Annotated in this window: 21 protein-coding genes; 7 read left to right on the plus strand and 14 right to left on the minus strand. The window is 42.9% G+C overall.

Features of this window, described 5'->3' with window-relative positions; all coding sequences use genetic code 11:
• Positions 1-17 precede the first annotated feature (17 nt).
• The 7 genes from NST65_RS16605 to NST65_RS16635 form a co-directional block, all read right to left on the minus strand.
• Entirely contained in the window at positions 18-1,436 is a 1,419-nt protein-coding gene (locus NST65_RS16605) for a response regulator (RefSeq protein WP_041115557.1), read from the minus strand.
• Positions 1,430-2,872, minus strand: coding sequence for a sensor histidine kinase (locus NST65_RS16610; RefSeq protein WP_111926838.1), 1,443 nt, complete (start codon positions 2,870-2,872; stop codon positions 1,430-1,432). Before NST65_RS16610 ends, NST65_RS16605 begins: the two co-directional genes overlap by 7 nt.
• Positions 2,869-3,870 (minus strand): sugar-binding protein, encoded by a 1,002-nt coding sequence (locus NST65_RS16615; RefSeq protein ID WP_111926840.1) that lies wholly within the window; start codon positions 3,868-3,870, stop codon positions 2,869-2,871. Before NST65_RS16615 ends, NST65_RS16610 begins: the two co-directional genes overlap by 4 nt.
• Positions 3,871-3,939: 69 nt before the next feature.
• On the minus strand, positions 3,940-4,395 hold the full coding sequence (locus NST65_RS16620; RefSeq protein WP_024423655.1) for a GNAT family N-acetyltransferase: 456 nt from the start codon (positions 4,393-4,395) through the stop codon (positions 3,940-3,942).
• 121 nt (positions 4,396-4,516) lie between these two features.
• Positions 4,517-5,116, minus strand: coding sequence for a bifunctional 4-hydroxy-2-oxoglutarate aldolase/2-dehydro-3-deoxy-phosphogluconate aldolase (locus NST65_RS16625; RefSeq protein WP_111926842.1), 600 nt, complete (start codon positions 5,114-5,116; stop codon positions 4,517-4,519).
• The gene (locus NST65_RS16630) at positions 5,088-6,104 is read right to left on the minus strand and encodes a sugar kinase (protein WP_111926844.1); all 1,017 of its coding nucleotides are present in this window, start codon (positions 6,102-6,104) and stop codon (positions 5,088-5,090) included. The genes NST65_RS16625 and NST65_RS16630 overlap by 29 nt, the downstream gene beginning before the upstream one ends.
• Positions 6,105-6,190: 86 nt before the next feature.
• On the minus strand, positions 6,191-7,201 hold the full coding sequence (locus NST65_RS16635; protein ID WP_111926846.1) for a LacI family DNA-binding transcriptional regulator: 1,011 nt from the start codon (positions 7,199-7,201) through the stop codon (positions 6,191-6,193).
• A gap of 259 nt (positions 7,202-7,460) precedes the next feature.
• On the opposite strand from NST65_RS16635, the gene kduI reads away from it, so the two are divergent.
• The 5 genes from kduI (at position 7,461) to NST65_RS16660 (ending at position 12,882) form a co-directional block, all read left to right on the plus strand.
• Positions 7,461-8,288 (plus strand): 5-dehydro-4-deoxy-D-glucuronate isomerase, encoded by an 828-nt coding sequence (kduI, locus tag NST65_RS16640; protein ID WP_034281153.1) that lies wholly within the window; start codon positions 7,461-7,463, stop codon positions 8,286-8,288.
• 7 nt (positions 8,289-8,295) lie between these two features.
• Positions 8,296-9,066, plus strand: a complete 771-nt coding sequence (kduD, locus tag NST65_RS16645; protein ID WP_034281154.1) for a 2-dehydro-3-deoxy-D-gluconate 5-dehydrogenase KduD — start codon at positions 8,296-8,298, stop codon at positions 9,064-9,066.
• Positions 9,067-9,169: 103 nt separating this feature from the next.
• Entirely contained in the window at positions 9,170-10,636 is a 1,467-nt protein-coding gene (locus NST65_RS16650; protein WP_034281156.1) for a spore germination protein, read from the plus strand.
• 3 nt (positions 10,637-10,639) lie between these two features.
• Complete coding sequence (locus NST65_RS16655) at positions 10,640-11,740, plus strand: GerAB/ArcD/ProY family transporter (RefSeq protein ID WP_034281157.1); 1,101 nt, start codon at positions 10,640-10,642, stop codon at positions 11,738-11,740.
• Positions 11,737-12,882, plus strand: a complete 1,146-nt coding sequence (locus tag NST65_RS16660) for a Ger(x)C family spore germination protein (protein WP_034281158.1) — start codon at positions 11,737-11,739, stop codon at positions 12,880-12,882. The genes NST65_RS16655 and NST65_RS16660 overlap by 4 nt, the downstream gene beginning before the upstream one ends.
• Positions 12,883-12,895: 13 nt before the next feature.
• Here the strand turns inward: NST65_RS16660 and NST65_RS16665 are convergent, their stop codons facing one another.
• Complete coding sequence (locus tag NST65_RS16665; RefSeq protein ID WP_034281159.1) at positions 12,896-14,293, minus strand: bifunctional glycosyltransferase family 2 protein/class I SAM-dependent methyltransferase; 1,398 nt, start codon at positions 14,291-14,293, stop codon at positions 12,896-12,898.
• Between the two features lie 136 nt (positions 14,294-14,429).
• Positions 14,430-15,794 carry a sugar porter family MFS transporter gene (locus NST65_RS16670; protein ID WP_108909017.1) on the minus strand — a complete coding sequence of 455 codons (1,365 nt, stop codon included), beginning with the start codon at positions 15,792-15,794 and terminating at the stop codon, positions 14,430-14,432.
• A 257-nt stretch (positions 15,795-16,051) separates the two neighbouring features.
• Here NST65_RS16670 and NST65_RS16675 point away from each other — a divergent pair, with 257 nt between their 5' ends.
• Together NST65_RS16675 and NST65_RS16680 are read left to right on the plus strand one after the other, a co-directional pair.
• Positions 16,052-17,017 carry an LCP family protein gene (locus NST65_RS16675; protein WP_025093927.1) on the plus strand — a complete coding sequence of 322 codons (966 nt, stop codon included), beginning with the start codon at positions 16,052-16,054 and terminating at the stop codon, positions 17,015-17,017.
• Positions 17,018-17,180: 163 nt separating this feature from the next.
• Positions 17,181-18,062 carry a Cof-type HAD-IIB family hydrolase gene (locus NST65_RS16680; protein ID WP_025093926.1) on the plus strand — a complete coding sequence of 294 codons (882 nt, stop codon included), beginning with the start codon at positions 17,181-17,183 and terminating at the stop codon, positions 18,060-18,062.
• A gap of 56 nt (positions 18,063-18,118) precedes the next feature.
• Here NST65_RS16680 and NST65_RS16685 read toward each other — a convergent pair whose 3' ends face one another.
• The 5 genes from NST65_RS16685 to pgsB all read right to left on the minus strand — a co-directional run bounded on the left by NST65_RS16685 (position 18,119) and on the right by pgsB (position 22,449).
• A complete protein-coding gene (locus NST65_RS16685; protein ID WP_034281164.1) occupies positions 18,119-19,342 on the minus strand; it encodes a C40 family peptidase in 1,224 nt (407 codons plus the stop codon).
• A gap of 108 nt (positions 19,343-19,450) precedes the next feature.
• The gene (locus tag NST65_RS16690) at positions 19,451-19,621 is read right to left on the minus strand and encodes a hypothetical protein (RefSeq protein WP_087976066.1); all 171 of its coding nucleotides are present in this window, start codon (positions 19,619-19,621) and stop codon (positions 19,451-19,453) included.
• A complete protein-coding gene (locus NST65_RS16695; RefSeq protein WP_034281166.1) occupies positions 19,618-20,784 on the minus strand; it encodes a CapA family protein in 1,167 nt (388 codons plus the stop codon). The genes NST65_RS16690 and NST65_RS16695 overlap by 4 nt, the downstream gene beginning before the upstream one ends.
• An 18-nt stretch (positions 20,785-20,802) precedes the next feature.
• A complete protein-coding gene (pgsC, locus tag NST65_RS16700; RefSeq protein ID WP_007497520.1) occupies positions 20,803-21,252 on the minus strand; it encodes a poly-gamma-glutamate biosynthesis protein PgsC in 450 nt (149 codons plus the stop codon).
• A 15-nt stretch (positions 21,253-21,267) separates the two neighbouring features.
• The gene (pgsB, locus tag NST65_RS16705) at positions 21,268-22,449 is read right to left on the minus strand and encodes a poly-gamma-glutamate synthase PgsB (protein ID WP_024423670.1); all 1,182 of its coding nucleotides are present in this window, start codon (positions 22,447-22,449) and stop codon (positions 21,268-21,270) included.
• Between the last annotated feature and the right edge of the window lie 167 nt (positions 22,450-22,616).

The following is a 22,616-nucleotide window of genomic DNA, read 5'->3' on the forward strand; positions in this document are numbered from 1 at the left end:
CTTTTTTATGAAATTCTTCATTTTTTTACGGCCTGTTTTCGATATTCCTTCGGTGAACAGCCGACCATCTTCTTAAACACACGGCTGACGTAATTAGGATCTGTATATCCTGCCTGAAAGGTAATTTCTTTTAAGCTAAGCGTACTGTCTTTGAGGAGCTTTTTGATTTTATCCAGCCGGCAGGCTGTCACATACTCTTTAAATGTCAGACCCGTCTCGTCTTTAAATCGTTTTGTGAAATAGGTTGGACTTAAATCAACATAAGCGGCCGTTTGCTCAAGTGTGATTTGTTCACAATAATGCGTTTTGATGTAACGTTTTGCCCGCTCGATGTCATTGATGGTCTGTGTTCTCGCTTCATACACGTCAAATAGGTGTTCACAGCACTGGCGGCATTCAGCTGCGGTGCTGATTGTCAATATCGATAGATCTGTACGGAGGCGTGATTTGAAGAGAATCAGCAGTTCTTTTACCTGCGAAATCGCCGCCCCCTCTAATTCAAAGGCATCAAATAAAGCCAGCGCATCCTCTCTTCTCCCTTCCTCGAGCGCCTGCATCATGCTGTCTGCAAGCTCCGGCAGATGAATCAATGGGCGGGGCTTCACTTCTGTTTGGTAAAAGCCATAACGAACAACGCCGCCACTCTTTTTTCGCTGATAATAGGAAAGCTTCGCCTCTGCTGCACTTTTCTGAAGATGAAGCGGGTTTGAGACTGGATGCCCTATGCCAACGACAGGTGAAGGCTGACCGTTTGTCATGGCAGCTCGAATGGCTTGCAGCACCTCTGCCTTTAGCTGACCTGGTCCCTGCTGACTATAAATGAGACATGTAAACAGTTCTCCCCCCATCTGAATCGGCACCGTATGAAATCGTGCAGATTTCTGTAAATCGATCAACAGCTGATCTCCTTCTGTCCGCTGCACAGCAATGATAAGACCTGCTTCATATTCGGAAAATAATTGTTGAAACTCCATTTCGGTATAAGATTGACCGTTCATGACATGCGCTTCAAGCCACTTTGACTGCTGATCGGCCGCTGCCTCCTGCCGTAGAGACGCCTCCTGCTGAATCTCTGCTGCTACAAATCGAATGGCTGCGATGGTTTCATCCTTGTCAGCTGGTTTGACGAGGTATTGTTTCACCCCTTCCTGCATCGCTTGCTTGGCGTAATCGAATGTATCGTAGGCTGTCAGCATAATGAATTTTGTATGAGGACTGCTTGCTTTGATCTGTTTGATCGCTGTCAGTCCATCCATGCCAGGCATCTGAATATCCATGAGCACAAGATGAATGGGCTCAGACTGCACGAATTCAACCGCCTTCTTTCCATTTTCCGCTTCTCCTGCTATATGACACTCTGGAAGCCATTCGGTTAAGAACTTCCGCATCGCTAGCCGTTCTATTTTTTCATCATCGACAATCAGCACGTTCAGCATGCCGGTCCCTCCTTTATCGGAATAGCCAATTGTATGGTGGTGCCTTCGTTTGGCTTTGAATCAATTTGAAGGGCATCTTGCACCCCGTAAAACAAGTGCAGTCTTGACATTACATTTCGAAGACCGATTCCTGTCGAGTGGCCTTTACTCAGTATGTTCGGATCTTCCTCTTCTTTTTCTGACAGCAATCTTCTTTTCTCCTGTTCATTGATGCCCATCCCATTGTCCTGAATCTGAATCATCACATAGCCGCCTTCTTGATAGATCGAGAGCTCAACAAGTCCCTCTTCCTCCTTTGGTTCAACGCCATGAATGAAGGCATTTTCGACAAGCGGCTGTAAGGTAAGACTTGGGATATGCACAGATAAACATGATTCATCGATGGACGTTTTGCACGTAATACGATCGGCAAATCTCGTTTCTTGTATATGAAAATATTCTTTCACCACTTTCACTTCTTGTTCCAATGTAACGGATGTACTAAGAGCAGACAGCGAATACCGCATCAGCGTGGAAACGGATTGAATCAACCTCGATGTGGCTTCTGCTGATTCTAAGTAAGCCATCCGTGAAACGATGTTTAATGTGTTAAATAAAAAATGCGGGTTCATTTGGTTTTGCAGCGTTTTTAGCTTCATGTCTTTGATTTTTTGATCTAATGCTGCCTTTTGTTTGATCTCTTCAATCATCATTTTCATCTCTTGCCGCATTCGCTGAAAGGCTTCATTTAAAACAGAGATTTCATCCTTTGTGGTAACATGCAAATTCGCTCCATCAAAATTTCCTTCTGATACTTCTTTTACACTTCGGGACAGATGAACGATGGGTCTTGAGATCCCGCCAGCAATCATATACGCCATCCATAAGGCGACCCCGATTGATAACGTAAACAGGCATAAGGTAAAGAGACCATAGGTTTGATGCCTTTTTTGAAGAGATTGATAGAGTATCTGATACTCAGATAATTCATCATCAAGCAGGGTCATCGTCTGCTCTTGTATATAGGAGGAGACGGTTCTCACTTCCTTCACACTTGCAGCATATTCTTCGATTTTCCCTGCTTTCACATGTGTCATGGTCGCATCACTTTCATTGATGAGCGTCCGCATCATATATTGATATTTTTCAATAGAAGGAATTGCCGCATGAAGACCGGCATCCTTTCGCAGCGCTTGATCGTATGATTTCATTTTCTGTTTTGACGTAAGATATTCTTTGGCAAACTTCTGATCCTTTTCAATGGCATAGGCATTGACCTTTTCATACATCGTTTTCGCCTCTGTTGATATATCATTGAGCAGGAGAAAAGAACGGAAGCTCCGGCTATATTCTGATGTGATTTTTGAACTGCTCCAGTAGACAAAAAAAGCGGCTACGTTGCCAAGAAGCACAAGGATTAAAAATGCTAATAACAGCTTACTTCGAATCTTTCTCATGGCTGCATCCCCTGCTTTCTGTCTGTTTGCTGAAGAGGCAGATCCCCGCGCCGGATCACACTCGTTCCCGTGTACTGGAGCGGTTCTTCTTTTTCACCTTTCTGCAAACGAACAAGCGATTCAACCGCTTGATAGCCCATTTCATAAGGATGCTGCACGACGACGGCATCAATTGTCCCATCATCAAGCGCCTGAATCGTATCAGGCAATGTGTCAAATGCAAGCACATAAAAATCAGTGGATGATCGATACTGTGCAATTGCTTGGATGATGCCTGCACCATCTAATGCACTTGTGCCATAAAATGAAGTGAGCTTTGCATGATCGTTTAATAGTTTATAAGCGGCACCTGAGGCACCTGACTTCGTAATGGCTGATTCTTCTATTCCAGCAATATGAATGCGTTTTTCAGCAGAGACGGCATCTCGAAAGCCCTTGACGCGCAGCTTTTGATGAATGGCATCCAGCCTGCCTGTGACAATTCCTACATACTGTTCACCTTTTGTATCTGCGATGAGTGCCTGTCCTGCGATAAAGCCTGAATAGTAATTGTCCGTCCCTACATACACTTGACGCTTGCTCCCCTCTGCATCTGTATCGACGGTGACAACATCAATGCCTTTTTCCCTCGCCTTCTGAAAAAGCGGTTTGTATTTCTTCGCATCAAGTCCCTGCGTCATAATGCCATCAACATGCCCAGCGATCGCCATATCAATGGTTTTCAGATGATCGTCTACATCCGCCTGTTTTGGGCCCAAATATTCTAGATACACGTGATGAACGTCTGCCGCATCCGCAGCTCCCTTTTGTACAAGCTGCCAATATTCGTTATCAAGTTCCTCCGGTACAAGGACAAAATGGTATTGATACGTTGACTCCGCTTTTTCGGAAACGCTTTCAATTTTAAATAAATCTTGACCTAATAACGTTAAGAAGATGACAGATACCACACAAAATGTGAAAAATGCGCCCATTCCAATCCACTTAGATAATCTCACCGTGTCCTCCTCCTTCCCACTATTTCCGCATAAAAAAAAGAGCTGCTTATAAGCATACTCTCTCAACCTCTATAATTCCTTTGTCATAAATAAACTGTTTGGATCTTCTTGATATGTACCAAAAGGCGGACAATACTGAAATCCAGCGCTCTCATATAGTTTTCTTGCTGGTTCAAAGAAAGCCATTGCCCCTGTCTCTAAGCTGACACGTGTATACCCGCGCCGTTTTGCCTCTTGGAGAAGATGATTCAGCATATACCTCGCTACACCTTTTCGCATATGGAGGGCTGCGGTTCTCATCGATTTGATTTCCCCATGTTCACTTGACAGTTCCTTTAACGCTCCGCAGCCAAGAAGCTCCTCTCCATCTCGCACACTCCACACGGTGACATCCTGTTTTTTTAAATCAGTTAATGGAAGGGCATGAATGCTTTCTGGCGGCGAATGCTCCTTCATCTCTTCTATATGTGCGGTGATCAGCTGGTCAATTCGTCCATCTGTAAGTTCATCTTGTAGAATGTACATTTTCAATCACTCCTTCACGAACATTGTACGTGAAGAGTTGAATGTTTACCTTCTGTTATGTCAGATAAACGAACAAACAACCGGCATCAACGAGCCAGTTGTTTGTTCGTTTGACAAGTATTTATGAAGAAAGAACTGCTTGTAATTCCTCTGCTGTACTGCTTTCAAGCTGACTTCCGACACCGACAGCCACCGCACCTGCTTTGAGCCACTTTGGAACATCAGCTGGATGAATGCCGCCCGTAGGGATAAATTCAATCTCTGGAAATGGACCTTGCAGGTTTTTCATATAGGATAAACCGAAGGAGCCGCTTGGAAATAGCTTGAGCAAGCAGTAGCCATCTGCTTTCGCCTGCATGATTTCACTTGGGGTGAGGACACCTGGTACATAGAGTGTGTCGTAAAATGAGAGATGTTCACCAATCATAGGAAGATATCCTGGACTAACGATAAACTGTGAGCCTGCCTCAATGGCTGATTGTGCCTGCTCCAGCGTCGTAATTGTTCCCGCTCCTACAATGATGTCCTTCTCCTCTTGGAAGGATGCGATGATGCGTTCAGCATTTGGCGTGGTATACGTCACTTCAATGGCACGGACTCCTTTTTTCTTTAAACGATCAATCATTTCAATGCCTTCTGCTTCACTACCCGCTCTCACCACTGCGATCAATTTACAAGACGCTAGCTGCTTTTTAACGCTCAAACTTGCTGGCTTTCCCATATCTCTCATCCCCTTTCATGTACTCCCGCCTTTGATATCGCTTGGCTTCTTTCATAAAAGCCTGAAGCTCCTCCCTGGTAGGCAGTCCGTCCTTATCGCCAGGTGACATCACTGCAAGTGCACCGACCGCATTGCCTCTTGTCACAGATTTTTCATCTGATAAGCCGTCAAGCAAGCCGCTGATGACCCCCACTGCAAATCCATCACCAGCTCCAACTGTGTCTACGACATCCTGCACATAAAATCCATTCACAATCCCCTGACCGGCTGCACTTTTATAAAAGGCACCTTCTGCCCCTAGCTTAATGACCACTAGCTTGACACCTTTTTGCAAATAAACATCTGCAATCTCTTCTGGCTCGTGACACCCCGTGAGCCTTTGCCCTTCTGCAAGCCCTGGAAAAAACCAATCCACTTGCGAAGCGATATGATTCACCGTATGAATCATATCTTCCTCCTCTTCCCACAGCTGAAGCCGAAGATTTGGATCAAATGAAATGGTTTTGCCCGCTTCTTTCATTTCTTGAAGGACACGAAAAGAAAACGCTCTCATTCCACTGGATAGGGCAGGCGGAATACCAGTCATATGAAGATGGCCTGCCTGTTTGAAATAGGCGGCTGGAAAGTCGCTTGGACTCATTGTGCTCGCAGCAGAGCCTTTCCGATAATACGTGACGTCAGGATCTCCATCCATCACTTTTGATTTAAGTAAGATTCCCGTTTGAGACCCATCATTTGAACGGAGTACTGCACTTGTATCGACTCCCTCTTTTTGAAGCTCTTCTAAAATAAATGTGCCAAGTGAATCTGCTCCAACTTTGCTCATCCATCCCACATGAAAGCCCAGCCTCGCCAAGCCGACAGCCACGTTACTCTCTGCACCAGCAAGCGCCTTTTGGAATGTATGCACTTGATGAAGCTCTCCGGCTTCCTCTGCATAAAACATCGCCATTGATTCCCCAAATGTGACCGCATCCAATGCTTTCACTCATTTCTCCCCTTCCTCGGTACCGGTTTCAAATCAGTTGAAAAAGAGAGAGCATGCACGTATGTATACTCTTCTCTGCCTATCGTTTATAAAGATTTCCTCACAATGATTTCTCCATCAAGCTGAATGGTTTGGGGCGCACTTTCATCCCCTTCTAGCCGTGTCTTGATTTTTTGCATGGCTGCTTTCCCCATTTCATGAGATGGCTGGGCAACCGTTGTGATTCCAGGTCCAATCAGCTTATACCATTCTGTATCATCAAACCCTGCAATGCCTATCTCTTTAGGAATCTTCACCCCAAGCTCTACAAGTTCACTAATCAGCTTCAGCATGAGTAATCCATTACCGGCTAAAATCGCTTTTTTCTGTTCGTTTGATTGTAAAAAACGGACAATCTCTTCGCGCATTTGTTCCTTTTGCTTTAAATCAATCTCTGCAATGATCGGCTTCTTCTGTTTACTCAAAGCTGTCTGTTCATATGCTTCCTTTCGTTCTTCACGAGGACTGATTCCATCGACAGGCTCAGTAAAGAAAGCGATATGATCATAGCCTTTCTCATACATTTGTTGAAGCAGCCGGATGGTGATATCACGGTTATTCGTGGTCACTGTGTCGACTTTCAGTTCAGGCAGCTTCCGGTCCACAAGAACAATCGGCACACCATTTCTCTGAAAATCCTCCAGAATGTCATTGTTCTGTCCTGTCGTATTGATGATGAGCCCTTCAATATAATGTGCATTCAGCTTTAGGAGCATTTCCCGTTCTTTTTCTGGACGATTATCTGTGTTGCACACCATAATGCTGTATCCATATTCATCACAAATCTCTTCGACCCCGCGAAGTGTTGCCACAGAGAATGGATTCGTAATGTCGGCTACAATAAACCCAATGACCTTGCTTTTTCTGACTTTCAATCCTTGAGCAAGCTGACTCGGACGATAATGGAGTTCCTCAATGGCTTTCTTGATTTTTTTTACCTTTTCTGAAGAAATTTCATTTGTTCTGCCATTGATATATCTGGATACAGTTGATTTTGAGACCCCTGCATAAGCTGCAACTTCATTAATGGTGACTTTCGTTTGCTTTTTCTCTTTCATTCAAAAAAACTCCCACAATTGATCTTCTCATTTGGTTCGAAACCGATTTCAAATAAACTTAAAAAAAGCATATCATAATTGAATGCATTTCAGAAGATTTTTTTGCATGATGATGGCAAAAATTTGTCTAACCAGAGAAAAAGAAAGCGATTTCAAATTAACGGTTGACGGCGCTCTCTTTTTCCTCTAGAATTTTCCTTGAAACCGATACCGAATAAATATCAATATTTGTTTCAGATGGAAAGGGAGGCTTATCCAAATGGAAAATCGTTATGCTGTACATCCTGAGCAGGTCAAACGTTTTACAACAGAGGAACTTCGTCGTCATTTTCATATTCCTACACTGTTTGTCAGTGGTGAATTAAAGCTCTATTACTCGCATGAGGACCGCGTGGTGATTGGTGGAGCCATGCCGGTAGCAGAGCCGATCACACTAGATGCCGGAGACTTTTTACGGACGGAGTATTTTCTTGAAAGACGAGAAATCGGGATTGTAAATGTCGGCGGACAAGGAACGGTCACTGTTGATGGTGAGGCCTTTGTGCTGGAGCATAAAGATTTCTTATATATTGGTCTTGGTCACGAAGATGTACAGTTCGCTAGTTCATCAGGCGAGCAGGCCAAGTTCTATTTAGTATCAGCCACGGCTCACAGGGCGTATCCTACGCAAAAAGCAGCTATCGCTGAATTAACACCAAACCACTTAGGGGAAGCAGCTGCTTCCAACGTACGAAACCTGTATCAAGTCATCCATGCAGACGGCATCCAAAGCTGTCAGCTCATGATGGGCATCACTCAGCTTGAAACCAATAACACATGGAACACGATGCCCGCTCACATTCATGATCGCCGGATGGAAGTGTACTTATATCTTGATATCGAAGAGGATGCGCGGGTCTTTCATTTTATGGGAGAGCCATCTGAGACAAGACATCTTGTTGTGGCAAATGAAGAAGCAGTCATTTCACCTGCCTGGTCCATTCATTCAGGCTCAGGTACAGCGAATTACTCATTTATTTGGGCAATGGCGGGAGAAAACTATACATTCAAAGATATGGACTTTGTCCCAATGGATCAGCTGAGGTAACGAAGTGATGACAACTTCATATGCAGCGTCCCTCTTTTCCCTTGAAGGAAAAACAGCCCTTGTGACAGGCCCTGGAACCGGTATTGGACAAGGCATTGCCGTGGCGCTTGCCAAATCAGGAGCAGATATCATCGGCACATATCACCATACACCACTTGAAGAAACAAAGGCGTTTGTCGAACAGGCAGGCCGATCATTTCATGCGGTTCAGGTTGACTTTTCTAACCCTCAGTCTGCAAAGCAGGCTGTCGACGCCATATTAAAGAAGCATACGATTGATATTTTAATCAATAATGCTGGAACGATCAAAAGAGAGCAGGCGGCTCACTATTCAGAGGAAGATTGGCATACAGTCATGGATGTGAATATCAACAGTCTCTTTTTCCTCACGCAAAAGGTTGGACAGCAGATGCTGAAAAACGGGCAAGGGAAAATCGTCAATATCGCCTCCCTTCTATCGTTTCAAGGCGGCGTCTTTGTCCCTGCTTATACAGCAAGTAAGCATGCTGTCGCAGGGCTGACGAAAGCTTTTGCCAACGAATGGGCGAGCCAGCATATTCAAGTGAATGCGATTGCGCCTGGGTATATTGCGACCAATAACACACAAGCCATTCGTGACGACGAAAATCGAAATGAAGAGATTCTGAAACGAATTCCAGCCGGGCGCTGGGGAAAGCCTGAGGATCTAGCCGGTGCGGCTGTTTTCCTTAGCTCACCAGCTTCTGATTATATGAACGGCCACATTTTAGCTGTTGATGGCGGCTGGCTTGCAAGATAAATATACGAGAGAATTCCTATTAGGGGATTCTCTTTTTTCTATTTGCATAATTCTCCACCTTCCGAGTCACTCTATAAAAAACATGTGATGAGGGTGAGGTATTATGAAAAGTCGTATTGAACAAGATATAGCGTCCGTCATTAAGCGTGTCAAAAGCTTTGCCGGAAGAAGTGATGATATCGTGTTCCACTCTTTTTCATTTGGTCCTTCCACTATTTCTGCATGTCTCGTGTACGTTGAAGGACTCACAGAATTTGAGATGCTTTCTAAGCAAATCATTTCACCTATGCAAAAGGAACTCGACATCACCGAGGTTGGTTCTGCTACACTTTCCTCCCTTTCAAAAACGTTCTTTGGCATTCAAAGTGATGTGCTGGATGATATGAACCTTGCCATCGAGCAGTTATATAGCGGCAGGGCTATTTTATTTGTAGATGGAGCGGCTCAAGCGCTTGCGCTCCATACGAATCTTTTTCAATTTAGAGAAGTAGAAGAGCCGCAATCTGAAGTTCTTGTAAGAGGACCGCGGATCGGATTTATTGAGAATCTTGAAAAAAACACGGCTTTACTCCGTGAGCGGGCAAACGACCCTCACCTTGTAATTCAAAAGGTGAGTATAGGTACTCGAAATAAAAAATCCGCTGCTCTTGTGTATGTTCGTGATATTGCTGATCCTAAACTAGTAGAAGATGTGCTATCACGCATGACCGAAATCAAAATGGATGATATCCCTGAAACCGGCTATATTGAACAGCTGATTGAGGACAGTCACATCTCCATTTTTCCACAAATACAAAACACAGAACGTCCTGACCGGGTGATTGCATCTGTGCTTGAAGGCAAAGTCTCGATTTTGCTCGATGGCACTCCTTTTGCCCTCATTTTACCTATGACACTTACAGCTTTGATGCAATCTCCGGAGGATTATTATCAGAGGTGGACAAGCGCGACTCTTTTACGTTTACTTCGTTATATTGCCGTGCTGCTCACGATTTTTTTACCCGGCCTTTACATTGCACTTGTCTCTTATCATCCCGGTTTATTACCGACAAGAATGGCACTCACCATCGCAGGCAGCCGGCAGAATGTTCCCTTCCCTCCTGTTGTCGAAGCCATTCTCATGTCTTTTACGATAGAGCTGCTGCGGGAAGCTGGACTCCGGCTTCCAAGAGCCATCGGACAGACAATTGGACTCATTGGCGGCGTTATTATTGGTCAGGCGGCTGTCCAAGCCAATATCGTCAGCGCCTTAATGGTGATTATTGTGTCGCTGACCGCACTGGCTGACTTCACAGCACCGTCATATGACTTTAGTTTCCCACTGCGTATTTTGCGGTTTATGGCCATTTTTAGTTCAGCATTGTTTGGGTTATACGGCTTAATCATGTGTTATTTATTTGTACTTTGCCACCTGATGCAGTTAAAGACTTTTGGTTTTGACTATTTCACACCAGTGCTTTCTTCACCGTTTTCAGATTTAAAGGATACGTACGTTCGTTTACCAATCGGGCTATTTAAATCCAGACCAAAAACAGCAAAAATAAAAAATCTCAAAAGACAAGGAGATTAAACGATGTACAGACCTGAAAAGCTATCATTGTTACAAGTCACCATTCTGTGCAGCTCTACAATGATAGGCGCTGGAATTTTAACCATTCCTCGCAGTTCTGCCAATTCAGGAGTCCCTGATGGCTGGATCATTGTATTAATACAGGGAGTCATCTTTGCTTTCGTTGCTTTTTTGTTGGGCTGGATTGCTGAAAAGAATGCACCAGACACCATTTTTGAGTCAAATACAAAAGGAGCAGGGGCATTTTTCGGCACGATCTTTAATTTAATGCTGGTCGCCTATTTACTAGGAATTGTCGGCTTTGAGGCACGTGTTCTCGGCGAAGTGGTCCAGTTTTTCCTGCTGCAATCGACTCCCATGGCAGTGATTGTCATGATTTTTCTACTTGTGGCGATCTATCATTTGAAAAGCGGTATCTTTCCAGTTGTCAAAATGGTGACCTATATTTATCCGATCACCATGGTCATTTACATAGCGCTTATGCTGTTTTGTTTAAAAATATTTGATTTTGATTATTTGCGCCCTGTGATGGCGCATGGTTTTAAAGATTTTAGTAACCTGTTCTCTCAAACCTTTATTCAATTTACAGGGTTTGAAGTAATTTTGTTTGTCGTACCGCTCATTTATAAAGACAAATGGTCTAAGGCAAAATGGGCGGCTGCGATCGGGGTTGGAATTACTTCTCTTGTATATTCCCTCACCCTCTTTATAGTGATTGGCTCCATGACCGTGGGTGAAACGAAATCTCTCACCTGGCCAACGGTTTCCCTCATTCAAGCGCTTGAACTTGAAGGGGTGTTTATCGAACGATTTGATATTTTCTTACTGACGATCTGGACCTGCCAGCAGTTCATTTGTATGCTGGGCTTTTTCCAATTTGCGATTAAAGGCTGCTTCACCGTTTTTAAAACGACCAATATAACGAGACTGCTATGGCTGTTATTTTTAATTACATCAGCACTCTCACTTTTTCCAAGAAATATCAATGAAGTCTTTTACTACTCTACTTTACTTGGCTACGCATTGTTCGCGGTTTTAGCCATTCCTTTTATTACAGCTGCCCTGCTGATGATACGCAAAAAATGGGGAGGTCGTTCTGCATGAGAGGAAGACGTGTACTTTTATTCTTTTTATCCTGCTTTCTTTTCCTTCTATCAGCAGGCTGCTGGGACTTAAAGGATATTGAAAAACTATCGTTTGTACGCGGTGTTGGCATTGATGAACAAGATGAGAATGGAGTTAAGCTGACCTATCAAAACCTTGTACCGAAAACAGGCGGAACACAAGAAGCCGATTCTCCCGGCTATGTGAATGTCGTCTCGAAGGGAAAAAATGTGCTGGAGGCTGTCAGTAATGTCGCCTTGAAGGACCCGCCGATCTATAGTGATCACCTGAAAATCTTCTTGTTCGGCAAAACCCAGGCGGAGCATCACGATATTCAAGGAACACTCAATCATTTTATTCGAGATGATGAGGTTCGGCGCAGCAGCTATCTCCTCGTGTCACGAGGTGATGCGTCAAAAGTCATCAATCAAAAATTGAAATCACAGCAAAAGGTTCCGGTTGAACATATCTTCGAAACATCCAAAAACCGAAGCTTTAACGGGAAGATCGCACTGCCAACACGTATTGGCCGGGCATCTGATTATTTTCAGATGGGCATTAGCTTCCTTGTACAAAGTGTAGATGCGGTAGACGGTGAACTTATTTATGATGGGGCAGGTATCATTCACGGAAAAACAAGAAAGCTGATTGGTTTCATCTCTGCACAGGATGTACAATATTTAAACTGGGTGATGGACCGTATCGCAGGCGGCGTTGTACCTGCCACCTATAAAGGCTTTCCAATTACGTATGAAATTAAGAAAGCCAAAACCAAAATTGAACCCTACCTGAAAGACGGAAAGGTTTCATTTAACGTTAGTGTACAAACAAATGGAAAATTGTCAGAGGATCAATATCCCCCGGAAAACTCATACGATGAACAGTACATTAAACGATTTGAGAAGATTTTTTCTCATAAAATTAAAGAGCGCATACAAAAAACGGTCAGTCATATGCAACATGAAGTAGGTGTTGATCCTATTTTTTTTAGCCGGCAGTTTCGTATTAAGTATCCTGAATATTGGGATCAGCATCGAGATGAATGGGACAAACTATTTCAAGAAGCAGACATAACGTATGACATCAAAGTGAGCATCTTGAACTTTGGTGCAGAAGGTGCAACGAAAAGCTTCAAATGGTAATACAAAAAGGCGGTTATCCCAAAAGAGAGCCGCCTTTTTTACGTACGACAATGAGAAGCTGATACAAAGTCACTTGATCAGACAACGCTTTTGTTTGAAAGCCAAGTGATGCTCCTATTCTTGCCACTTCGTCAAAAAACAATTGGACGTTTTGATCAATCTGCACATTAATCCGCTGCTCGATCACGCGTTCAAATAATTGGTCTGGGAAAAGCGCACGCATGGTGTTTGGTGTGAAGAACCGCATATGGGTTCGGTCTAAGATTCCTACATCTTGATAAGTAAAATCACCTGTCATCAAAGGAAGAAGCACCTCTGCATGCATCATGTTAGGCAGGCAGCAAATGATGACGCCGCCTGGCTTTAAAGAGGCGTGCGCTTGCTCAATGATGTGCCAAGGATCTGACACATGCTCTAAAACATACGAAAAAATGACCGCATCAAAAAAGGCCTCTTTTTCTGACCATGGGTATTCATCTGCATTTGCCTCGAAGACTTCTTCATAATACGCCCTTGCGACCGCTGCTTTTAATGTATCTGCCTCTACCCCGTACATGTGTACAGACTGCCGATTCATCAGTTCAAGCCCAGTTGCGCCAGCTCCGCACCCAACATCCAGCACGCGAGCAGCGTCCTCAGGGAGTAATTCCGCAAAATACGGATGAGGAGTGATCAAATTTAGATCTATGCCCCACTTATCTAAAAATCGAAGTCTATTCTCAGTAAACAGTGTAGAGATGTTCGTTTCTTGATTGGCATTGAAGGTAGCATGACCATGATGATGCACAAAGGAATCATGCACAATTTGCAGCTGATATCCTTTTAGTAATGAACGCAAACATAGATCGTCATCCTCAAATGATCCATATACGAACCGCTCATCAAATAATCCCACATCCTCGATCAGCTTTCTTTTCACGAGCAAGCAAAACCCTACAAGCCGGTGCACATAAGTTCTCTGACCTTTTCTCTTAGACGTATACTCCTTAGCAAAGGCTGGGAGCTCCTTCACATCTGTATACGATGGCTGGACCATCTGAGGGCCGCTTACATAATTAGAGACGGGCCCCACCATCCCAATCTGTTCTGAAGCGAATAGCGCCTCTTTTAATGGAGGGAGCCAATTTTCCGTCACGATCGTGTCATTATTTAAAAAGAGAATGCTGTCTCCTGAAGCTTTTTTTGCCCCTTGATTACATCCCTTTGCAAAACCTTTATTCTCTTCATTATCAATGAAAATCACATCATCCAGCTCTCTTACATATTCCTTCGTGCCATCAGTTGACGCATTATCGACGACGATGAGTTCATATTGGTCGCTGTTCGTATGCTGTTTAATGCTCTCGATACATGTTTTCGTTAAATGCAGTTCGTTGTACGTCAGCATGACAATGCTTGTTTTCCCTTTCATCTCATTTCCACCTTTCACCCGCCTGTTCCATATGTATGTGATAGGCAGCACGTTCAGAAGATGAGGGAATGTCCTTTCTTGATTAAACGTTTGTTTAACATAGAAAAACCAGCTGCACACGGCAGCTGGCCATCGTTCATACCGTTTTTCCTTCGCCACTTGTGACGGCACGATTTCTCTTTTTTAAATCTTCTTCAATTTCTTCAAGACTTTTCCCCTTCGTTTCGGTCACCAAGTATTTTACAAATAAGAAGGCGACTACGCCAATGAACGCATAAATGAGGAAGAGATTACTGATGCCAATCGCGCTTAATAAAGCTGGGAATGTCAGCGAGATGATTAAATTTCCTGTATGAAGAAGGAAGGTCGAGACACCTGTACCGATTCCCCTGACATGTACTGGGAACAGCTCTGGGAGCATCACCCAAACGACAGGACCCCAGCTGACAGCAAAGATGACGATAAAGAGACCCAAACAAATAACGGTTGTCCATCCTGCTGCTGTTGATCCTTCAAAAAATCGGTTGACGACTGACAGGACAATTAAACTAAGGACCATTCCTGCATTCCCAAATAGGAGCAGCGCTTTACGCCCTACACGGTCAATGATTTTAATGGCAACAAACGTCATGATGACATTCACTGCACCAATTCCGACAGTTCCTAAAATCGCTGCTGAATTCCCAAAGCCAACACTTGTGAATGTTTTTGGTGCATAGTAAATGATCGTATTTGTACCGATAAACTGCTGCAGAAAGGCAAGGCCGACACCAGCAATCAATGCTGGGCGTACCCATGGCTCAAATAATTCCTTAAAACCGCCTTTCTCTTCACTTTCCGCCTTTTGAATATCTGAAATTTCTTCTGCCACTTCTTGCTTACTTTTTCTGAGTTTAGATAATATCTCCTTCGCACGGTCAGCCTGTCCGTGGACAAACAGCCAGCGGGGACTTTCCGGCATAAACAAAATCCCGAATAATAAAAGAACAGAAGGAACAACCGCAATTCCAAGCATCAAGCGCCATGCCTCTGCATCCGCTAAAGCGTAGTTCACAATATAGGCAAGAAGAATACCAAATGTGATCATGAGCTGGTTTAAAGAGGACAGTGCCCCTCGTGATTCCTTTGGCGCAAGTTCAGATAAATATAATGGAACAATCGTTGTCGAGCACCCGACAGCGAGCCCTAGTACAATTCGGAATAAGATCATCACTTCCGTATTCGGGGCAAGAGCTGTACCAAATCCACCGATAATAAACAAAATAGCTGCGGCGATGATGGCTTTTTTCCGCCCAAATTGGTCTGTCAGCTTTCCAGAAAGAGAGGAACCAAGCATCGCCCCGATTAAAATCGAGCTGACGACAAGCCCCTCTGTAAACGCATTTAAACCTAAATCTTCTTTCATAAATAAGATGGCGCCAGAGATGACACCTGTATCATAGCCATATAAAGCACCGCCAAGGGCGCCGAAGAAATAAAGCCATCCATTCCGATTTTTCATATACATAACCCCACTTTTGTCTCTGTACTCTATGAAAAGTCATTTTCCTCACTTCCTGTCATTTCAAACATTTCGATGTTTTATGACAAATATATTTCATTTGTGTATCTTTGAAACTTTTTACGAGAAGGAAACGTCAATTAAGCGTTAGTGAAAAAAATGTCGCACTATATCCCGTTTTAAGGTATATTTGTTTTAGTTTGTAAGCAGAAAGAAGGACATCTTTACTATAAAATCATAGCGAGGGTTTAACATATATGGATCAATCACGAAGTAAACGCAAAGGAAAAAAGCGTTTAAAACCATGGGTGAAAGTCACTCTTTTTATCATTAGTATTCTTTTACTGACAACGGCTTCAGTCACAGGCTATGCCTACTATAAAATAACCAATGCTGCTAAAAAGGCTCAAGTATCTCTTGATCGCGGCGCACAATCTGTGAAACGAATTGAAGCATTCGATCCAGGAAAAGACAGTTTTTCTGTCTTGCTGCTTGGAATTGACAGCAGACCGGGCGAAACAGTGAAACAAGCACGAAGTGACGCAATGGTTTTGGCAACCATTAACCGCACAAATAAAACCGTTAAATTATTAAGCATTCCTAGGGACTCATACGTTAATATTCCAGGCCACGGTTTTGATAAAATTACTCACGCACACGCATTTGGCGGTGCAGATTTAACAGTGAGCACAGTTGAAGATTTACTAGATATTCCGGTCGATTTTGTCATTCAAAGTAATTTCGTAGCGTTTAAAGAAATCGTCAACGAATTAAACGGTGTTCCTATTAACATCAAGGATGAGTATCTTGTGAAACAGATTAAAAAGGATACAAAAGGCAAGGTTGTGCTTCAAACTGGAACTCATACACTAGATGGTGATCAAGCGCTCGCATATGTGAGAACAAGAAAAGCAGATAGTGATTTAATGCGTGGACAGCGTCAAATGGAAGTGTTAAAAGCCATTTTTGATAAATCAAAATCATTAACATCTATTCCGTCATACGACAATATCATTGATACACTCGGAGATAATGTGTCAACCACCCTTTCAATGAAGGAGTTAGTCGGTCTTTTCCCGCTTCTGACATCATTGAAATCGGTCGATACCATTCAGCTTAAAGGATCTGATTACCAGCCCAACGGTGTTTATTATTTCCAATTGGATCAAAACCAGCTGAACGAAGTGAAAACTGAATTGAAGAAGCAGCTTGAATTATCATAAATAAAAGCGTCCCTATGGGGCGCTTTTTCTTATTTCCTTGATCATTCACTCATTTTTGTTTAGCCTTGATAGAGAGGAATCAACCTTCCTTTTTTATGAGAATGAAGGAAATCGTACATACTTTGAAGAGGCTATTGCATGAATGAAGGAGGATTTGACAGCGATGAAAAAAATGATTGCAATTGATTTAGACGGTACACTCTTAAATACAAAAAGTGAAATATCCGCACAAAACCGTGAGGCATTGATTCGTGCAAAGGAAGCTGGATATATTGTGACCATCTGTACAGGGCGGGCAACTTTTGATGTAAAGGAGCTGCTTGGCGATTTGGACATCCCCATTATTGCGGCAAACGGCGGGACTGTCCATACAGAAGGATACGAGCTCTTCAGCCGTATCACATTGGACCAAGAAGCGGGCAAGCGGGCTGCAAAGGCATTAGTGGAACGAAACATTTACTTTGAAGTCTATACAGATGATGCTCTCCTCTCTCCTTTTGATGGAAAAGAGAAGCTGAAAGCAGAATTTGATCTGATCAAAAGCGCAAACCCAAATGAGGATCTCGCTGATCTATGGGAAGGAGCCATGACGCAATTTAAACAATTTGGCATCAAACCAGTGGATGATATCCGTGAGATTTTTGAGTCGAACGAACCGACCTATAAATTACTCTGCTTCTCGTTTGATATGAACAAACTGAACGAAGCACGAAATCTTCTGGCAGACATGCCCGAGCTTTCATTGACCTCGTCTGGTAAACATATTATTGAGGTGCTGCCAAAAGAGTCTGGAAAAGGACATGCCCTGAAAAAGCTCGCAGCCCATTATGGTGTAGACCGCTCACATATTTATGCAATTGGTGACAGCCCAAACGATCTTTCTATGTTTGAAGAAGCAGGCCACCGCATTGCAATGGGAAATGCGGTAGATGTCATTAAAGAAAAGAGCACCTTCATCACAAAAGGAAATCATGAAGATGGTGTCGCTTATTTTATTGATCTTCTTTTACAAAATCAATTCCATGAAAAAAAGACGCTTGTCTGATCAGCGCCTAGAGAGAAGTGCAGAAGTCCGATACAAGTATTGATCGGGCTTTTTCTTTATTTTTTGATTCTAACTGCCGTTTCGTATTTGTCCTTCCAGTACGTACTTGTTTTCATATTGGTTAAGACAACACCGTTTGAGACAGTCACATGAATGACTTGATTTGATCCTGCATATATCGCCGGCATCAATGATGTTCCGCTGAAGAAGACAAGATCTCCCGGCTGAAGCTCAGAACGTTTCACAGGTGTACCTGCTTTGATTTGACCTGATGCATAGCGGGGCAGCTCAATGCCAAGCACTTCTTGATACACGTACTGCGTGAACCCTGCTGTATCAAACCCTTCCTTTGGGTTCGTACCGCCTTTGACATAAGGGACTTCACCAATATACGTAGCGGCTTTTGATACGATAGGGTCCTCTTTCGCAAGCTCCAGATCTGTTAATCGTTTCGCACCTGTCCATTTTTCGCGCCAATACGATTCAGACAAATAAGAAATTGTCACACTTTCAGAACGGCTCGCATGAATAAAGCGGTCGCCTCCAATATACATACCTACATGAGAAATTCCGGGCTTATATGTGTTACTAAAAAAAACAAAATCCCCAGGGCGGATATCGTCTAATGCCACTTTTTCTCCAACGATCCACTGCTGTTCAGCACTTCGAGGTAAATAGATTCCAAGTGATTTTTCAAATAAATACTGTAAAAATCCTGAGCAGTCGAAACCAGTCTTTGGATCTGCTCCTCCAAACACATAAGGAATTCCCAAGTAGGTCATCGCATCTTTCACAAGAGGGTCATCAGAAATTTCTTGTGTGCCAGGCAGTCGTTTGACCGCATAAAATCGATCAGTCCAATATTTGCTTTTGCTGACATCTGTTTTCACCACACCTTGACTAAGCGTGATGTGGATAACCTGATTGTTCCCAGCGTACAACGCCACATGTGTTGGGATATCCTTTGTTTCTTCAAGGCTTCGGAAATACACAAGGTCACCGGGCTGCGCTTTATCCCATGATACCTTTTTTCCAATCTGATATTGGTCGATGACCTTCCGCGGCAAATCAAATGTTTCGGATGTCTTGTACACATATTGAATAAACCCAGATGCATCAAAGCCCGTTTTTGGATCGGTTCCTCCTTTATGATAAGGTGAGCCAATCAGCTTTTCCGCTTGCTCCAAAAGAGATGGTGTTTGAGCAGAAACCGCTGTTTGAGACATGAACATCAGCCCTACAAGCGCACACCCTCCAATTAACATTCCTTTCCATTTCATGATCCTTTCCCTCCTTTCTTCTATAGTTTCGACATGACACCTTTCATTTTACACCGTATTTCGACAAAAAAAGAGCACGCGATGTGCGTGCCCTTTATCCTTTTTAGGTTATTTACCTGCTTCCGCTTTTGACTGCTTTTGCTGTTCAATTTTCTGCATTTCAACCGAAATCTTTTGTTTTTCGTGATCTGTCAGACTGTCACTAAATTTAAAAGCAGACATAAAGACAAAGACTAAAATTAACGCAACAAACGGCCAGCTTGCTTTTAGGAATTTCATTTCTTCTCTTTCCCTCCGTTTTCTTTTAAGTTTTTAACTTTATCAGCGTGATCTACTTCAAAGAAAATGTGTCCGTCTTTTTCTTTCCAATCCGCATTCGTTCCATTGGTCAGCATACGGATAATGGCTTTTGATTCTAGAGATCCTGCTTTTACTGGTGCAGGTGTTGCTTCTTTGATGTACATTGGGACAACTTCAAATGTCGCTTTTCCATTTTCATTCAGATGATACTGAACAAGTGCAGAATCACGTGTTCTTGACCAGCCTTGATCAAAAATAAAGTTGCCTAGGCTATAGAAAATCGCTGTTCCGTTATAGACTTCCATTGGTTCAAGGACGTGCGGGTGAGCACCGATAATGATATCAGCTCCGGCCTTAGACATCGCTCTTGCCAATTCTCTTTGTCTGTCGTTTACTTCATTGTTGTACTCCTGTCCCCAGTGAGCATGAACAACGACGAGATCTGCCTTTTCAGCAGCCTGCGAAATCATCGGAATAAAGATAGATGGATCGGCTGGCAGAATACCCGCCTGGCGATTCGTTGCTTTGAAATCTTTCCCATATACATCTGTAAAACCAAGTGTAGCAATTTTGACACCATTTACTTCTTTGTACGAAATGTTCTGCTTTGCATCTTGGAGGTTACGGCCTGCACCTGTATAATCCATGCCATCTTGTTCAAAGGCATTGATCGTGTTGTTCAGCCCTTTTTCACCATAGTCTGCCGCATGGTTATTCGCAAAGTTTAAGACAGAGAAATTTAAATCCTTCAACGCTTGGACAGAATCTTCATCTGTTTTTAAATGAATATTCTTTTGGGCTGCCTGCTCCTTATCTGAAGCGACTGGATGCTCAAAGTTGCCTGTCACATAATCTGACACATCAAAATATGGCTTGGCATAACGAAAGAGATGCTCTTTTCCATAACGGTCTGTTACTTTCTCTACGTTTCTTCCAAACATAATGTCACCGACAAACGAAGCGGTCAGGATGTTTTCTGGATTCTTTTGTACAGTTGGCACTTGTGCTTGCCCGATAAACGTAAATAGAAATGTACAAGCAATAACGATCGGTAAAGCAATCAGTACATGTTTATTCGTCTTTTTCTTTTGATTCTTTGTGATTTTCAGCAGCTTTTCCTGAAAGCTCAATTTTTTATTCATCATTGGACACACCTTATCTTAAAATAGATAGTAAACATACATGATGGCAAATGTTGCACCACTTAGAAGTAACGTGCTTCCAAGGGTAATTGTAAGACCTTGCTTTTGAATCGTATTCGCAATCAATCCAGGAACGATGATTCCAATTCCGCGGAATTCTGCTATTTCAAATGGGACCACTGGATAGAAGAAATCAAATATCAGTTTCAAAGCAATCCCTGTAATCAGCATCGCAGCAAACTTTCTGCGTCCGTATAAAATCATAAATTTTGATAGACCAAAGCGAACGATGACGTACGTAAGCAAGCTGACAGATAAGACGACTAAAATGAAGACTGGCTGGTTAAATACAAGCGCCAGATAACCCGGAACAACAAGTCCAGCTGGTACGATTCCTGTTTTTTCTGCAAAGATTAAACTAAGTAGAACACCTAAAATTAACGAGATATAAAGATCTGATCCGAACATTTTCTATATTTCCTCCTAGCTGACAAGCTGCTTAATTTTGTATTCTTGAATTTTTTCGATTAACGGTTCAGCGGCACCATGGATATTGCCGACTCCATAAACCACTCGATTATGAAGCTTTTTCTCAAGCATATTCATAATTTCTTCTGTAGATTGATATTCAAGGTTGTGTAAGTGGTCAGCCGGAATTTTCCCTTCCTCATATGCCTTCACAATTGGATCTGTTGTTTCACCAATTAAGACAAGATCACTTGCTTCAATATATGGAAGTACATCCTCCGCAAACTGGATCGTTCTATCTACCCGATCCGCACGGCAGTTCATAATAATAATCGGTTCATCTGTTGGATATCCAATTTCTTTCACACGCTTCCAAATGTTCAATGTAGATGCTGCGTCATTTGCCGCAAATCCATTTACAAAGTGTCCAGGCGTTTTCGCGTCCATTAATGGAAGAATTCTCATCGCTCCTGGATCAGGCGGCGCATTTAACATTCCTCTGAATGCCGTATCTTCATCAATCCCTAATGCTTGGGCAACACCAAGTGCCAGTGAAGCATTATCTGGGAAAACCATGTACTCAAATTTCCTTAAAAACTCATCGGAAATCTTGGAATTATCTGCAACAATGACTTCTGTGTTGCGTTTTTTCGCAATCTCTTTAAAGAAATCCGTATATTCACTATCCGTAATAACCAAGTGTCCATTGTAAGGAATTGTCGCTGTAAAGGCTTCTGCTATTTCATCAAGTGTCGGCCCCATGACGTCCATATGGTCTTCAAGAACGTTTACGATCACGCCAATGTTTGCTTGAAGCAGCTCTTCCTGAAAGATAATTTGGTAATCTGGATTTACCGCCATACATTCACTGACGATAGCATTTGCTCCTCTTTCAACTGTTTCTCTCATAACTTCTTTCTGCTCTCCGATATTCGGTCCTTGCGGTTTCCTTTTAATCGGTTTCTCCTCTGGCGTATCCCAATAAATCATTCTTGCATCCGTTCCCGTTGTTTTACCGACAGTTTTATAACCTGCCTCCATTAAGATACCGGTTGTCAATCTTGTGACGGTAGACTTTCCGCGAATACCATTAATATTGACGCGCACCGGCAGGGCATCGATATTTTTCTGATGACGCTTCTTTTCAATAAAGCCAATCCCTAACATGATGACACAGGCTATAACGATTAACCACATCGCTATCTACATCTCCTTTTTTTATGAGTGTGATATGTAAATTCAATCAACAGTATATCTGTTCAGCATAAAATCACAATCGGTATTATGTAACATAATCTTTCACTTCCTCGTATGCCAAATTCCTCTAATCAGAAGGCTTTTTTGCCTACCCATCCTTTAAATGA

Source organism: Bacillus sp. FSL P4-0248, from assembly GCF_038593305.1.
GTDB classification, from domain to species: domain Bacteria; phylum Bacillota; class Bacilli; order Bacillales; family Bacillaceae; genus Bacillus; species Bacillus safensis.